The organism is Paenibacillus sp. FSL R5-0636, from assembly GCF_037974255.1.
In the GTDB taxonomy this organism is placed as follows: Bacteria; Bacillota; Bacilli; order Paenibacillales; family Paenibacillaceae; genus Paenibacillus_AQ; species Paenibacillus_AQ odorifer.
Map to the genome: position 1 here is coordinate 1667861 of NZ_CP150232.1, position 14194 is coordinate 1682054.

Here is a 14194-nt window from a genome sequence, read left to right on the forward strand (position 1 = left end):
ATAGAATTGAAAACATAAGAAGAGCTAAAGCCAAATCTTAAGAATGTCTTAAGGCTTGAGCCGATAACCTATGCCCCATACCGTCTCGATAAATTCGCTTCCTGGTGCGGCCTTGGTTAGCTTGCTGCGCAAATTGCTCATGTGGACATTGACCGTATTGTCGTCCCCAAAATATGGCTCGTGCCAGACTCTTTCATACAAATTCGCTTTCGTAAACACCTTTTTTGGGGCCGACAAAAGTAACGAGAGAATCTCAAACTCTAGAGCTGTGAGCGTCAGTTCCGCACCATTTGCCGTAACCGACATCGCATCTCGATGAAGTACAAGGCCCTGATGCTGGAGCACGTTAGGCAAAGCCGATTGCGCAATCCGCGAATACAAACGTAGATGAGAATCGATCCGTGCAGAGACTTCTTCAACATCGAAGGGTTTTGTAATGAAATCATCCGCCCCCGCCCGTAGGGCAGACACCTTGGTCTGGGGCTCACCCTTGGCGGAAATGATAATTACCGACATATCGTCCCGCCCGGCAATCCTCTCAAGTAGTTCCTCTCCCGACATGCCAGGCAGCATCAGATCCAGTAGCAGCATGCTCCATTGACGTTGCTCCAGATAGAGAAGTGCCTCCGTTCCCGAGTAAGCGGGTTGGGGAATGTAGCCGCTTTTCTTAATAATGTTGCACAGCAATCGGTTGATGTCGCTGTCGTCCTCAGCAACAAGAATATGTATCGGGTTATTCATTTAATCTCCTTTTTCCACCTAAAATAGGTCGTTATTCGGATGAATGCCTATTAAATAGGATAGCAGGTTTTAGATTCTGTATCCAGATCCAGCCAATTTCTGCATTTTGGTTATTCAAATCTATATCACCGATTCTCGTGAGTTCATTTTTATATAAAAAAGAGACTCTTCTATTTAAATAGAGGAGTCTCTTTGCTATGTTAAGGTATTTAGATAAATAGATTATGACCCGACTGATCGGCTTGGCCGAGGTAATAACCAACGCCGCCGATTCCGACACCGTCAATCAGTTCTTCACGAGTGATGCCCATAAGATCCATGGACATTTGGCAGGCGACGATTTCCACACCTTGGTCGATAGCCATCTGAATCAATTCTTCCAAGGAAGAGATATTTTTGCTCTTCATTAGAGAGCGGATCATCTTCGAACCCATGCCCATCATGTTCATATTTGAAAGCGTCAGCTTCCGGCTGCCGCGTGGCATCATGGCACCGAACATTTTACCGATGAAGTTCTTGTTCACATGCACCTTCTCATCCTTGCGGATAATATTGAGGCCCCAGAAGGTAAAGAACATCGTGACTTTTTTGCCGCTGGATGCTGCTCCGTTGGCAATGATGAAGGAAGCGATCGCTTTATCCAAATCCCCGCTAAAAACAACCATTGTGCTTGCGTTGCTAGTTTGAATTACTTGTTCGCCTGCTCCGGTTGGTGCTGATGCTGAAGCCTCGATAACTCCTTTGCGCAGATAAGCTTCGATCATACCAGTAGGCAGCTTTGTTAGCTGCAAAAGCGTATGGTTGGACATACGAGCCCAAGCCTTGATATCCTCATAAAATCCGGGATCGGAAGCAGTTACCTTCAGGACTTGGCCGTCCAAGAGCGGGTCCATACTCATTTTAACTTGGATCAGCGGCCCTGGGCAGCACAGTCCGCAGGCATCAAGCACGGAATCAGGTGCTAGTTCCGTTTCTATTTTGGATGAAGGGGCACCTATTGTGCTGGAGTTAGCTGTGAAAGCTGTAGCATTGACGGTTGGTGTAACTGTGCCAGTCCCAGTCTCTGTCCCAGTCCCAGTCCCAGGCTCCGTCATTGCTCCCGTTGCTGCGATTTCTTTACTGGCTACGGCTGTATCAACGTTTGGCGTCAAGTTATCTTTTTTTTTAGGCGTAAATTGGCTCATCTGATAGGTTTTATACCCCCCAGTCAGATTTTTCACACGGTAACCTTTTTGCTGCAAAATCCGGGAAGCGGTGTAGCCTCTGAGTCCAACTTGGCAATACACCCAAATTTCTTTACTAGGGTCAAGCTCGTTTAGCCGACCACGCAGATCATCCACAGGGATATTAATGGACCCTTCAATATGACCGTTGGCATGTTCGATTTCCGAACGTACGTCAACTAAAATGGTGTTGTTTTTGTCACGACCCTCTAAATCCTTAGGGACGAATACCGTAGTCAAACCTTGCAAAATATTTTCAGCGGCAAAGCCGGCCATGTTCACCGGATCTTTTGCGGAAGAATAAGGAGGGGCATAAGATAGCTCCAACTCCGTCAAATCAGTGACCGTACCTCTAAAACGAATAACTGTAGCGATATCGTCGATACGTTTATCTACACCGCTGTAACCCACAGCTTGTGCTCCTAGCACCGTACCTTTTGGATCAAAAATCAGCTTCATAGATATCGGAGTTGCCCCCGGATAATAGGTTGCGTGTGAGCTTGGATGTATATAAATCACGTGATACGGCAGACCCAAACGTTGTAGTGTTTTTTCGTTATTTCCAGTAGAAGCACCTGTGACTCCAAAAACCTTAATAATAGAAGTCCCTTGTGATCCTTTGTAAGTTGTGCCGAGACCACTGACGTTGTCCGCAGCAATGCGCCCTTGCTTATTGGCAGGACCAGCTAGTGGAATGGCAGTTTTTGTTCCGTTTACGAAATCAACCACCTCAACCGCGTCACCTACAGCGTACACTTGATCCAGATTTGTCTCCATCCGCTCATTGACTACAATATGGCCACGGGGACCGAATTCTAAGCCACTGTCCTTCAGGAAAGAGGTATCCGGAGAAACGCCGATAGCCAGCAGAACCATATCACTTTGCAGTACAGTGCCACTTGCTAATTGCACCTGTATTTGTTCTCCCACCTCAGCAAACCCTTGGACCATATCGGAAAAAATAAGATTAACACCATGCTCGTCAAGTTCTTTTGCCAAAATAGAAGACATTTCAGTATCGAATGGAGCTAATATTTGTGGTCCTGCTTCAATTAAGGAAACTTCCAGACCAGCTTCTCTAAGGTTCTCAGCCATTTCCACACCGATAAATCCACCACCGATCACCACGGCCGAACGTGTGCCTTCCGCAGCGACTTTAGCTTTGACTTTGTCAGTGTCGGGAATGTTACGCAACATGTGTATTTTGGAACTCTCGATACCAGGCAAATTCGGACGAATCGGTTTAGCACCTGGCGATAAAATAAGCGCATCATAACTCTCTTCATAGGAGCCTTTTTCTATACTTTCTACTCGCACTTTTTTGTTCACGGGGTCGATAGACACTACTTCACTTTGAATTCGAACATCGATGTTAAAACGTTTATGCATCGCCTCCGGTGTCTGCACTAGCAGCTTGGAGCGGTCCTGAATGGAACCCCCGATATAATAAGGAAGTCCGCAATTGGCAAAAGAAATGTACGGATCACGCTCAAACATTACAATATGCACATCTTCATCTAATCTCCGAAGTCGGGCTGCTGCTGATGCGCCTCCTGCAACTCCACCAACAATCAATACTTTTTTACTCATGATGACTTATTCCTCCCCTAAAAATAACTGAATCAGATGTTTGATTTTTTCGTCTTTAACAGAATAGTTAATTTCCAGCCCATTACGTTCGGTTTCAACGATGCCTAGTGATCTAAGCTTCTGTAAATGCTGGGACACCGTAGATTGGGGAAGGTCGAGACAGTCCTGCATGAAGCTCACGTTGCAGCTGCCCTTTTCCAGAAGTCCTTTGATGATGCATAAGCGCACGGGATGAGCTATAGCCTTTAAGGTTTCGGCGGTTTGGTTATAAGCTTTAAAATTTTTGTCCATGGTAACGAACACCTCGCTTTACAATATCCTTATATCGTAATATTATGATATAGTGATATGGAAATCAAGTTATTTTTATAAAGGTGAAGGAGAGATGCTCGATGTCTTTTAAAATTTCAAAGGAAATTACCCCACAGCAAGTTGCGGAACGCTTGAAGAATGGCGAGACTCCTACCATGTTGGATATACGCGAACCAGCCGAATGGGTGGAGGGACATGTAATGGGTGCTAAGCATATTCCGCTTGGACAGCTATTGATGCGCATAGATGAACTGGATCCTCATGGAGAGATAATTGTGATGTGCTTAAGTGGTGGCCGTAGTGGACTGGCTTGTGAGCTGCTGAGTGAAAAGGGGTATAACGTTGTGAACATGACGGGTGGATTAGGCGCTTGGACGGATGATTTTTTGGTACGGGAGTAATGGCATGAGCATGATGGTACGGATCCTACTGAGTATCTTAATTGTCTTTAGTATTTTGAGGTTTTTACGTTATGCATGGCCTGTTCGTTCACTTTCTTATATAGAAGTCCGTGAGGTTCGCGAATTAGCAGATCAATCACTGGCTATGAAAATGCTCGATGTCAGGGATGCCGTTGATTACCAGAAGGACAGTATCCGTGGTTCGATAAATATATCGCTTGGGCGGTTACCTTATGTCTGGCAGCACTGTCTATCTCCAGGCGATTCGGTCTTAATTCTTGCAGGAAGCTACTACAATAGAAATAAAGCTGCGCGAATTCTTTATAAGCAGGGATTTCGTAAGTTATATGCGGTAAACGGTGATTTGTTAGGGAACAAAAGAACGCTCTCCGACATTTCTGTGAAAGGTTGTTGTGAAGGATAATGGATTTATGATCATTGATTTCCCGTCTCGGATTGAAGCTAGGGTGTCGAAGTCAGGGTGTCGATGGAATGATCTCTTATGATGCCTATGGGCGAGGCGCTCGGCATGCACATTTGCTAGGTGAGGGAGAGCAGTGAAGAGGAGCAATATGTCACTCTAGTTGAGCCGCTATATTAATGGTGCTAAGTTGTGATGTTGTGGCTAGGTCGCTAAATCAATGTAGCCAAGTCGATGTTGTAGCTAGGGCGCTAAGTGATGTAACTAAGACGCAATCCAGCCAGCCTCACTCGAACTCAGTTTTAATTGCATTTTGTGCAGCTAAACTTCAGTAGTTTTAGGAAAAGTAACAATTAACTGCACTTTGTACATCTAAATTTGATCATTTACGCTTAACTACCTAATATCTCCTTTTTTAGTTGTAGAAAGTACAACTAAATGGACTTTTAGGGGGATAAGGGTTAAATAGTTGCATGAAATACAATTAAATAGAAAAATCACAGGTCGATAGCCAGTGAATAGTGGAGAATGGGAGACGATTTTAGACAATTTCAAAAAGGTAGGTCGAATAATATTATTCTAGGGGAACTTAGTCAAACCGAGATTACTTTAACTGAACCTACTATACAAAACATACTATATTGAGCTAAGTCTAGTCGTCTAACTCAAAAGTAGTTTACTTAACCGAGATTGTTCTTGCTGAGCTAATACTAACTGAACTGTAGTGATCTAACTGTAGCTAAATTTAGCTGAACTCACTGTAGTGATCCAATTCTAGCTGAACTCACTGTAGTGATCTAACTGTAGCTGAAATTACTTTAATGCAACATACTCTAACCAATGTGATTTTTTAATAGGCAAGTATATTTAGCTCGATGCTAACGTTGAATGTAGAGTGTCATTGACAGCATAAGAAGGCGAATACTATACTTTTGAGTAATAGGACGAAGCACGTCCCGCATCCATAATTGGGTGCGGGATTTTTTTATGCCAAGGAGGAGGGGAACGTTATGGGATTTACGGAAGAACATCGTAAGTGGGTGGAAGATCATATTAGTCGAAGAACGGGAGAAAGACGGGGGAGATTGGAGCGGGGACATGGGCATGGTGAGCGAATGTTTGCGGAGAAGGTTTGGTGGCCGATGATGGGTCATTTTGATGATCTCCATCCTGAATATGAAGTGTTGGATTGGCGGGGATGGCCTTATTTTGTTGATTTTGCGTGGAAGCCTGGGCAGGTTAAGTTTGCTTTTGAGGTAAAAGGTTACGGCCCACATGTGCAAAACACAGATCGGACGCGTTATCGGCAGGAATTGAATCGAGAGACTTATCTACAAATCGCGGGTTATCGGGTAGTGGCGATACCATATGATGATCTGGAAGCCAATCCTGAGAATACTATTTTTTTGTTGAGATCATTGCTGATGCCGTACCTCGCTTTGAGGACAGAAGAGAAGGAGGCGTTTAGTCGACTGGAGCGTGATATTTTGCAAATTGCGGTGCGTTCGAACGGGGACATTCGGCCTGTTGATTTGGTGAGGGAGCTTGGTATTGATCTGCGTACAGTTAGGAAATGTATGAGGTCACTTTGTGAGAAAGGTAAGTTTAAGCCGATAGTTTCCCAGGTGAGTGGGAGGGTTTGTCGCTATGAATATGTACATTCACTTAACGATATTCAGCTGTGGTGAATAAACGGTATAAATCCCTTAGATTGTGGGCGTGGAGCGAGAAGTGATCAAATAAACGGTATAAATCCCGTAGATTGTGGGCGTACAGCGGGAATTGGGCAAATGAACGGTATAAATCCCGTAGATTGTGGGCGTGGAGCGAGAAGTGAGCAAATAAACGGTATAAATCCCGTAGATTGTGGGCGTACAGCGAGAAGTGGGCAAATGAACGGTATAAATCCCGTAGATTGTGGGCGTGCAGCGGGAATTGGGCAAATGAACGGTATAAATCCCGTAGATTGTGGGCGTGGAGCGAGAAGTGATCAAATAAACGGTATAAATCCCGTAGATTGTGGGCGTACAGCGGGAATTGGGCAAATGAACGGTATAAATCCCGTAGATTGTGGGCGTGGAGCGAGAAGTGAGCAAATAAACGGTATAAATCCCGTAGATTGTGGGCGTACAGCGAGAAGTGGGCAAATGAACGGTATAAATCCCGTAGATTGTGGGCGTGCAGCGGGAATTGGGCAAATGAACGGTATAAATCCCGTAGATTGTGGGCGTGGAGCGAGAAGTGAGCAAATAAACGGTATAAATCCCGTAGATTGGAGGCGTGGAGCGAGAATAGGGCAAATGAACGGTATAAATCCCGTAGATTGGAGGCGTGCCGCGGGAATTGGGCAAATGTACGGTATAAATCCCGTAGATTGTGGAGATGGAGCGGATAACGAGCAAACCCATGCACTCACATCATCCTCCCTAAATCTCTAATTATGACCTGATTTCTATTTAGATTGTTAAGGTGTTGCGGAGGAGGGGAATCTTCTATGATTAGATGGATAGGACGTATAGGAGTTTTTTTGAAGGATTGTCCTCGGGAATGAATGAAACCGCTATCAACAAGAGACGAAGGAGCGATTTTGATGGGAACAGATATAGCTAAATATCCATTTCAACAGATTGATTTACCTTTAAATGAGCGAGTGCAGGATCTGATCTCCAGACTAACACTTGATGAAAAAGTAAGCCTGATGCCTCAGTATCAAGCTGCCATAGAGCGTTTGGGTGTTGGGGCCTACAAGCATGGTACGGAAGCGGCGCACGGGATTTCTTGGCTTGGAAAAGCGACTTCTTTTCCTCAGCCAAGCGGACTGGCTTGTACTTGGAATCCAGAGCTGCTGAAGGAAATTGGTTCGGCCATCGGAGATGAAGCTAGAGCCTTTTATAAAAAGAATCCAACGGTGAACGGTCTGACGTTATGGGCGCCAACGGTGGATATGGAACGTGATCCACGTTGGGGAAGAACTGAGGAAGCTTACGGTGAAGATCCAGAGTTGACCGGCCGACTCAGCACATCACTAGTGCAGGGAATCCAAGGTGATCACCCGGTCTATTTGAAAGCGGTAGCAACGCTGAAGCATTTCCTCGGCAACAATAATGAGATTGAACGCGGGAACTGCTCCGCGAGCATCGATCCGAGAAATATGCGGGAGTATTATCTGGAAGCGTTTAAGCCTGCTTTTCAAGAAGGTGGCGCACAGTCCATGATGACCGCTTATAACTCGGTGAATGGCGTGCCTGTTATTCTTCATCCGGCAGTAATGGATGTGGTTAAAGGCGAATGGGAAATGGATGGCTTTATTGTAAGCGATGCCGGCGATCTTTTTGGGATCGTGAAGGACCACAAGTATTATGAATCTTTTGCACAATCGATGGCTGAATCTATCAAAAATGGAATTGACAGCGTAACAGAAGAAACCGCAGAGACAATCAAGGTTCTTCACGAAGCGCTAGACCAAGGCCTCTTAGCAGAGGAAGATTTGGATCGTGCGCTTGCCAACACTTTCAGAGTTCGTTTCCGTCTGGGAGAGTTCGATCCGGCTGAGGGGAACCCATACGATGCAATCGACGATTCCGTTATTCTTAGCAAAAAACATACCGCACTCTCCTTGGAAGCTGCGAAACAATCTATAGTATTGTTGAAGAATGAACAAGGCACATTGCCATTGAACAAAAGCAGTCTGAGCAAATTGGCGATTATTGGTCCGCTTGGTGATGAAGCCTTTAGAGATTGGTATTCTGGCACATTACCTTATGGAGTGACTCCTTTGCAGGGTGTTAGCAAAAAGCTGCCTGGTAAACACATTACTTTTGAGAGTGGCGCAGATCAGATCATTCTTACTTCAGCTGCAAACGGCCAAGCTATCGGAATCACAGGTGAGGACGGAAGACTGGCTGTACAACATGACATAGCAGAGCACGGAGAATTGTTCCAACATACAGCTTGGGGCTGGACTAGCAATACTCTGAAGGCGACAAGTCGCGGTCAGTATGTAACTTTAAGCGAAGCAGAGACTCTCACAGCATCTGCTGATGAAATTTACGGCTGGTTTGTAAAAGAATCGATTAACATCGTTCCGGAAAGCGAAGATACGGTATCTTTGCGGACCTGGAATGATAAAATGATCTCGGTGAATCCGGAAAATGGAACGCTGCAAGTGGCAGATCAGGATGCTAATGCGGAAGCACGTCTTTTTAAAAAGAACATTGTAACTAACGGCATAGAGGCTGCAGTAGAAGCTGCCAAGGCTGCGGAAATCGCTGTGGTTTTTGTGGGCAACCATCCACTCCTTAACGGAAAAGAAGAAATCGACAGACCGGATATTGTGCTTCCAGAGGAGCAAGAGCGACTGGTCAAAGCTGTCTATGAAGCGAATCCGAATACAGTTGTAGTCATTGTCGGCAGTTACCCGATAACTTCCACTTGGATTGACGAGAACATCCCGGCTGTATTGTATACCTCCCACAGTGGACAAGAGCTGGGCAATGCGGTGGCAGAAGTTCTTTTCGGCGATTACAGTCCTTCCGGCAAGCTGAACATGACTTGGTTCCGTTCTGTAGAACAGCTGCCTGAGCTGATGGATTATGATATTATCAAAGGCAAAAGAACATATATGTACTTTGACGGAGAGCCACTGTATGCGTTTGGACACGGCTTAAGTTATGCCCAAGTTTCCTACAGCAACCTAAGCCTAAGTGCTAAGGAGCTGCAAGCGGATGACACGTTTAAAATTTCCGTTCAAGTAGAGAATACAGGCGTTGTTGATGGGGACGAAGTGGTGCAGCTATATGTGCAAGCTCTGAATTCCCGGGTGAAACGTCCGATTAAACAGTTGAAGGGTTTTGAAAAAGTAAACCTAACCGCAGGTCAATCGCAAACCATAGAGTTTACGTTGCCGGTTGCCGAGCTGGCATTCTGGGATGTTACCCGTGAGCAATATTGCGTGGAAAATGGAGAGTACATGGTTCTGATCGGCCGTTCATCTGCTGATATCCAATTATCCGCTCAACTATCGGTTCAAGGGGACGTTATTCCGTCGCGTAATCTGTATATCAATACCAAAGCAGAGAATTACGATGACTACGAAGGCGTATATCTGGACGAGTGCAAAGCAGGCGGTGCTTCCATACATCCGGTAAAAGATGGCGCTTGGATCGCTTTTAAAGATGTATTGTTCGAGCAAGGGGCAGGAGCTTTTGAAGCCTTGGTATCCTCTGCAAAAGGTGGCACCCTCGAGATTAGAACGGGCAGCTCAGCAGGGACAATGGTTGGATCTGTGACTGTACCATCGGGTGGCGTGTTGCAGCAGTGGAACACACTTACTGGTGAAGTATCCGTGGAATCTGGAACTACCGATGTTTATCTCATCTTTAATGGTGAGGTACTGCTTAGCCGTTTTCAATTTAATCAATAAGATAAGCTAGAGCGCTCTTAATTTCTTTGGATGGAGAGGTGCCTGTATGGATTGTTTGGGATGTCGGATCGCTAACGGGATTGAGCCTAACGTAAACGTAGTATACGAGAATGAAATTGTAACTTGTGTGCTCGACATTGCTCCATTTAACGAAGGACATCTCATAATTCTCCCTAAAAAGCATTATTGGGATCTCGAAGATATCGATTCAGAAACATCGTATGCGATTATGGACGCTTCAAAGAAGCTATCAGTTGTCCTGAAGGTTTTGTTTGCACCTGATGGCATCAGCATTTGCCAAAATGGTGGGAAGTTTAACGACCTGACTCACTATCATATGCATCTTATTCCTAGATACGAAGGAGATGGCTTCGCTTGGAGCGAACCAATCCATCCGCACAGTGCCGAAAAGTTATTAAGCCAAACTCAAGCTGAAATTCTCAGTATCATAAATGAGTATTAAAAAAAGGACATTCCTGAAAGATCAGGGATGTCCTTTTCGTTTCTTTTCATCTAATCACAACCGCCCCCGCCAGCATCTCCACCACCACCGAAGTCTCCACCGCCACTATGTCCGCCGTCTCCACCCCAGCTATGCCCCCCGCTGTCAGGTCCAGAATGGTGATGTGAGTGATCTCCGTGGTGATTATGGTGGTTCGAATGATTAGAGTGGTTAGAGTGGTTTGGATCCAGCAGATCCGGATGACTGGCAGCCATAAAAGACATGTTGGCGGCATCATTTTGCCTATTTCTATCAAAGGTACTTCTGTTCGAGCTCGAGCCATTCCGTATAACGGCTTGTATAATAATAAATACAGCGACACCTACAAATAGTATCCCAAAAACCATAACGAACCTCTCCCTTCAACTCCAAAAATTAGTTATTAGCTGCTTTCGTCAAAAACTCAAGATTTCTGTAAAAAATACTCCCATAATTCCAGCCCAGATAAGGCTCAGGAATTTCTATATGGTTCACATTCACATTCATGTCTTCGTGTATCAATGATTCGCTAATATGGATTATATCATTTATATACCGTTTTATTTGCTGTAGATAATGTTTTTGAGTAACGGGCCCGTGACCGGGAACAATTATGTTCACATCTAAGCGCTCGACATAAGTAAGTGCCTCCAACCAGGATAAGGGATTACCGTCTACTAATAATGGATGATTATCAACAGCGACAATATCTCCAACAAAAGCTAAAGAATCGGAAGGAGAAAATAGAATAGAATCGCATTCCGTATGGGCAGCACCCACCGATAAGAGCTCAACGGATCTAGCCGAGCCATGTATGGTCATTTTGCGGTCATAAGTTAGTTGGGGAAGCGTTACTTCAAGCGTTAGTATAGACTCTTTGATTTCTTGTAAATAACCTATTTGCGAAAGGTGCTCTCGTTGTTTGGAATCGTTCAGTTCGAGCTCGAGAGAGGTATTAAGCTTATTAAGATCCTCATCAAGATTAGGAAGCAGTTTCTTCATTCGGGCTAGCCAGTCGGGTTGAGTTTTTATCATGAGCTCTCTAGTTCTACTGGAGGATATGATTACTTCTTCCGAGAAGAATTGGTTCCCTCTAACGTGGTCTCCATGCCAATGGCTGTTGATGACGTATTTGATAGGTTTATTAAAATAATACAGAGCGGCATCCCTAAGATCTTTGCCAGCTTGTGGAGTGTTGAATGTATCAAAGATTAATGTGTAATCACCCATATCTATCAAACCGGCATTGCTCATGGCTCCGCCTTGCTCCTTCGCTTCAAGGCAATAAATGCCTTCCACTAGAGGGACGCAGTTAAAATGTCTGGAATGAAACATAAATTAACCTCTTTTCCTAGATAATCGAATGAAATTTATATCTATTTTATAATTTTATGGAAGTTTATACTATGATTTAATTACTCTCGGAATAGAAAAGGTTGCTTTTATACGCCCGATTTGCTACCATACGATGTAACTTAATCATTTATTTGTTTTCTAGGGTTCCGCAGCGAGTGCACAGCTGGTCTGGTCCGAGGGAAAACGCACGAACATTAAGTTTGTGTCTACACGGAGGGATAAAAGCCCGGGAGGTATCGCCATTTGGCGATGACCTTCCGGGCTTATTTGTTTGTCCGTGGGCAATCATAAGATATGGTGAATTGAAGGAGGGCTTGAAATGAAAAAGAATTCAGAGTGGCTGAAGGTAGTTGGCGCTGCGATTTTCGAAGTCATGTGGGTCATAGGTCTAAAGCATGCTTCAAGCGTGTGGGAGTGGCTGATCACAGTTGTAGCCATAATAATAAGTTTCTATGTCATTATTTCAGCAAGCAGTAAATTACCGGTGGGTACCGTATATTCTGTATTTGTTGGGCTGGGGACAGCAGGTACAGTCATTGCGGACATGGTTTTATTCGGTGAACCCTTCAAGCTAATGAAGCTGGTACTGGTGGTTATTTTGCTGGCAGGAGTAATAGGTCTGAAAATGGTAACTAACGAAACCAAAGATATCAAAGAAACTGAAATAAAGGGGGAGTCTTAAATGGCATGGGCATTTTTGGTTGTTGCTGGATTGTTTGAAATGTTCGGAGTGGCTATGATCAACAGGTTGAATAAACACCGGAATCTGCAGTCGTTTTTGCTGCTCTTCCTTGGTTTTGGGGGGAGTTTTCTTTTTCTATCATTTGCAATGAAAAGTTTGCCTATGGGTACAGCTTATGCGGTATGGACGGGGATCGGTGCATCTGGTGGGGCGATTTTGGGGATGCTTTTATATGGAGAGGCCAAAGATTGGCGGCGGGTTATCTGTATTTTTATGATACTGGGAGCCGCAGTGGGGCTGAAGTTGATAGCGTAGTTAGCAATCAATTTGTTGCTTTTTCTCTCCTAAAGGAAAGAAAAGTTATAAATTAGACACGATTCAGATGTTTCGAAAGGGTCATAAAGGTCGTATAAAGTAAGTATACAATTTATCGGTAAGGAGATTTTTACAATGACTAAGGATTCAATCGAGCATTTGGCTGAAATTGTGAAAGTGAACCGAGCTAACCGCATGCTTCTTCCAGATGGTACCTCTCTGCCTAGAATAGGACAGGGAACTTGGAATATGGGTGATGATGTTTCCCGTAGAGAGGAAGAAATTGCTGCTCTTAGATTAGGCGTGGAACTAGGCATGGATTTGATAGATACGGCTGAGATGTATGGGGAAGGAAACTCAGAGCTTTTAGTAGGTGACGCTATTAAAGGAATTCGGGATGACGTTTTCCTGGTGTCCAAAGTATACCCACATAATGCCGGCAACGAGAATCTTATTCGTAGCTGTGAAGAAAGCTTGCAACGACTGAATACGGATCATCTGGATCTCTATTTACTGCACTGGCGGGGAGATATTCCGCTTGAAGTGACTGTGGAAGGCATGGAGAAACTGGTCTCTCAAGGTAAAATAGCAAGATGGGGTGTATCGAACCTTGATGTTGACGATATGAAAGAGCTGCTTAGTATAGCTGGGGGAACTCACTGTGCTATGAATCAGGTGCTGTATCATTTAGGGTCGAGAGGCATTGAAGCTGAATTGCTGCCATGGCAGAAAAGTCACCGCATGCCCGTAATGGCGTACTCTCCGCTTGCACAAGCAGGCGCGCTCCGCAAAGGGGTTATTGAGAGTGAGGCGGTTCAGGAAATTGCCCGTGTTCATAACGCAACACCACTGCAAATAATGTTAGCTTGGACGATCCGCGAGGAGGACATTATTACGATTCCGAAAGCTTCTTCACGTGAGCATGTAATTGAGAATGCTGCTGCAGGTTTAATTACGCTGAGTGAAGAAGAAAGATGGAAGCTGGATGAGGCTTTCCCGATACCTTCGTGGAAAGTGCCACTGGATATGAGTTGATATAGCTGTCTGAGAATGGTCAAAGAGCTCGCCGTGAGGCGGGCTTTTTTTATATGGGACGGGGGATAGTGGAGTATCTATAGGACACAGATGATCTTAAACGCAGAAATATGCCACTTTTGGAGGAGTATCGGACACCATAGTCGCTATTAGCATGAATGACACCAATTATGAGCCCATTTCTATGGAATAGTGTCACTGGGTTCGGAAGCAAC

At 44.7% G+C, this 14194-nt stretch carries 14 protein-coding genes and 1 riboswitch; of the genes, 8 read left to right on the forward strand and 6 right to left on the reverse strand.

Annotation, left to right across the window (positions count from 1 at the left end):
- Window positions 1-48: 48 nt before the first annotated feature.
- The 3 genes from MKX34_RS07295 to MKX34_RS07305 all read right to left on the reverse strand — a co-directional run bounded on the left by MKX34_RS07295 (window position 49) and on the right by MKX34_RS07305 (window position 3845).
- Entirely contained in the window at window positions 49-741 is a 693-nt protein-coding gene (locus MKX34_RS07295) for a response regulator transcription factor (protein ID WP_038569427.1), read from the reverse strand.
- A gap of 209 nt (window positions 742-950) precedes the next feature.
- Window positions 951-3554, reverse strand: coding sequence for an FAD-dependent oxidoreductase (locus tag MKX34_RS07300; RefSeq protein WP_076297814.1), 2604 nt, complete (start codon window positions 3552-3554; stop codon window positions 951-953).
- Window positions 3555-3560: 6 nt separating this feature from the next.
- Complete coding sequence (locus MKX34_RS07305; protein ID WP_036675735.1) at window positions 3561-3845, reverse strand: metalloregulator ArsR/SmtB family transcription factor; 285 nt, start codon at window positions 3843-3845, stop codon at window positions 3561-3563.
- Window positions 3846-3946: 101 nt separating this feature from the next.
- Here MKX34_RS07305 and MKX34_RS07310 point away from each other — a divergent pair, with 101 nt between their 5' ends.
- From MKX34_RS07310 to MKX34_RS07320, 3 genes are all read left to right on the forward strand, one after another.
- A complete protein-coding gene (locus tag MKX34_RS07310) occupies window positions 3947-4267 on the forward strand; it encodes a rhodanese-like domain-containing protein (protein ID WP_076141194.1) in 321 nt (106 codons plus the stop codon).
- A gap of 4 nt (window positions 4268-4271) precedes the next feature.
- Window positions 4272-4691 (forward strand): rhodanese-like domain-containing protein, encoded by a 420-nt coding sequence (locus MKX34_RS07315; RefSeq protein WP_076098864.1) that lies wholly within the window; start codon window positions 4272-4274, stop codon window positions 4689-4691.
- Between the two features lie 1007 nt (window positions 4692-5698).
- Window positions 5699-6376 carry a winged helix-turn-helix domain-containing protein gene (locus tag MKX34_RS07320; RefSeq protein WP_036675732.1) on the forward strand — a complete coding sequence of 226 codons (678 nt, stop codon included), beginning with the start codon at window positions 5699-5701 and terminating at the stop codon, window positions 6374-6376.
- A gap of 18 nt (window positions 6377-6394) precedes the next feature.
- Here MKX34_RS07320 and MKX34_RS07325 read toward each other — a convergent pair whose 3' ends face one another.
- Complete coding sequence (locus MKX34_RS07325; protein WP_339204701.1) at window positions 6395-7096, reverse strand: hypothetical protein; 702 nt, start codon at window positions 7094-7096, stop codon at window positions 6395-6397.
- Between the two features lie 182 nt (window positions 7097-7278).
- On the opposite strand from MKX34_RS07325, the gene MKX34_RS07330 reads away from it, so the two are divergent.
- Window positions 7279-10110 (forward strand): glycoside hydrolase family 3 protein, encoded by a 2832-nt coding sequence (locus MKX34_RS07330; protein WP_076297816.1) that lies wholly within the window; start codon window positions 7279-7281, stop codon window positions 10108-10110.
- 46 nt (window positions 10111-10156) lie between these two features.
- The gene (locus tag MKX34_RS07335; protein WP_076297817.1) at window positions 10157-10573 is read left to right on the forward strand and encodes an HIT family protein; all 417 of its coding nucleotides are present in this window, start codon (window positions 10157-10159) and stop codon (window positions 10571-10573) included.
- A gap of 50 nt (window positions 10574-10623) precedes the next feature.
- Here MKX34_RS07335 and MKX34_RS07340 read toward each other — a convergent pair whose 3' ends face one another.
- Together MKX34_RS07340 and MKX34_RS07345 are read right to left on the reverse strand one after the other, a co-directional pair.
- The gene (locus MKX34_RS07340; protein WP_076104723.1) at window positions 10624-10959 is read right to left on the reverse strand and encodes a hypothetical protein; all 336 of its coding nucleotides are present in this window, start codon (window positions 10957-10959) and stop codon (window positions 10624-10626) included.
- Between the two features lie 28 nt (window positions 10960-10987).
- Complete coding sequence (locus tag MKX34_RS07345; RefSeq protein ID WP_076098853.1) at window positions 10988-11926, reverse strand: MBL fold metallo-hydrolase; 939 nt, start codon at window positions 11924-11926, stop codon at window positions 10988-10990.
- A 148-nt stretch (window positions 11927-12074) separates the two neighbouring features.
- Window positions 12075-12182, forward strand: a riboswitch (guanidine-I (ykkC/yxkD leader).
- 84 nt (window positions 12183-12266) lie between these two features.
- On the opposite strand from MKX34_RS07345, the gene MKX34_RS07350 reads away from it, so the two are divergent.
- The 3 genes from MKX34_RS07350 (at window position 12267) to MKX34_RS07360 (ending at window position 13979) form a co-directional block, all read left to right on the forward strand.
- Window positions 12267-12629, forward strand: coding sequence for a multidrug efflux SMR transporter (locus MKX34_RS07350; RefSeq protein ID WP_036675723.1), 363 nt, complete (start codon window positions 12267-12269; stop codon window positions 12627-12629).
- Window positions 12630-12944: a multidrug efflux SMR transporter gene (locus tag MKX34_RS07355; protein ID WP_036675721.1), complete on the forward strand. Its 315-nt coding sequence runs from the start codon at window positions 12630-12632 to the stop codon at window positions 12942-12944.
- Window positions 12945-13079: 135 nt separating this feature from the next.
- Window positions 13080-13979, forward strand: a complete 900-nt coding sequence (locus MKX34_RS07360) for an aldo/keto reductase (protein WP_076104722.1) — start codon at window positions 13080-13082, stop codon at window positions 13977-13979.
- Window positions 13980-14194: the final 215 nt, after the last annotated feature.

Bases quoted from the DNA above. Each gene is read 5' to 3' on its own strand.
- MKX34_RS07295 (WP_038569427.1), bottom strand. From the start codon at position 741: ATGAATAACCCGATACATATTCTTGTTGCTGAGGACGACAGCGACATC.
- MKX34_RS07300 (WP_076297814.1), bottom strand. From the start codon at position 3,554: ATGAGTAAAAAAGTATTGATTGTTGGTGGAGTTGCAGGAGGCGCATCA.
- MKX34_RS07305 (WP_036675735.1), bottom strand. From the start codon at position 3,845: ATGGACAAAAATTTTAAAGCTTATAACCAAACCGCCGAAACCTTAAAG.
- MKX34_RS07310 (WP_076141194.1), top strand. From the start codon at position 3,947: ATGTCTTTTAAAATTTCAAAGGAAATTACCCCACAGCAAGTTGCGGAA.
- MKX34_RS07315 (WP_076098864.1), top strand. From the start codon at position 4,272: ATGAGCATGATGGTACGGATCCTACTGAGTATCTTAATTGTCTTTAGT.
- MKX34_RS07320 (WP_036675732.1), top strand. From the start codon at position 5,699: ATGGGATTTACGGAAGAACATCGTAAGTGGGTGGAAGATCATATTAGT.
- MKX34_RS07325 (WP_339204701.1), bottom strand. From the start codon at position 7,096: ATGGGTTTGCTCGTTATCCGCTCCATCTCCACAATCTACGGGATTTAT.
- MKX34_RS07330 (WP_076297816.1), top strand. From the start codon at position 7,279: ATGGGAACAGATATAGCTAAATATCCATTTCAACAGATTGATTTACCT.
- MKX34_RS07335 (WP_076297817.1), top strand. From the start codon at position 10,157: ATGGATTGTTTGGGATGTCGGATCGCTAACGGGATTGAGCCTAACGTA.
- MKX34_RS07340 (WP_076104723.1), bottom strand. From the start codon at position 10,959: ATGGTTTTTGGGATACTATTTGTAGGTGTCGCTGTATTTATTATTATA.
- MKX34_RS07345 (WP_076098853.1), bottom strand. From the start codon at position 11,926: ATGTTTCATTCCAGACATTTTAACTGCGTCCCTCTAGTGGAAGGCATT.
- MKX34_RS07350 (WP_036675723.1), top strand. From the start codon at position 12,267: ATGAAAAAGAATTCAGAGTGGCTGAAGGTAGTTGGCGCTGCGATTTTC.
- MKX34_RS07355 (WP_036675721.1), top strand. From the start codon at position 12,630: ATGGCATGGGCATTTTTGGTTGTTGCTGGATTGTTTGAAATGTTCGGA.
- MKX34_RS07360 (WP_076104722.1), top strand. From the start codon at position 13,080: ATGACTAAGGATTCAATCGAGCATTTGGCTGAAATTGTGAAAGTGAAC.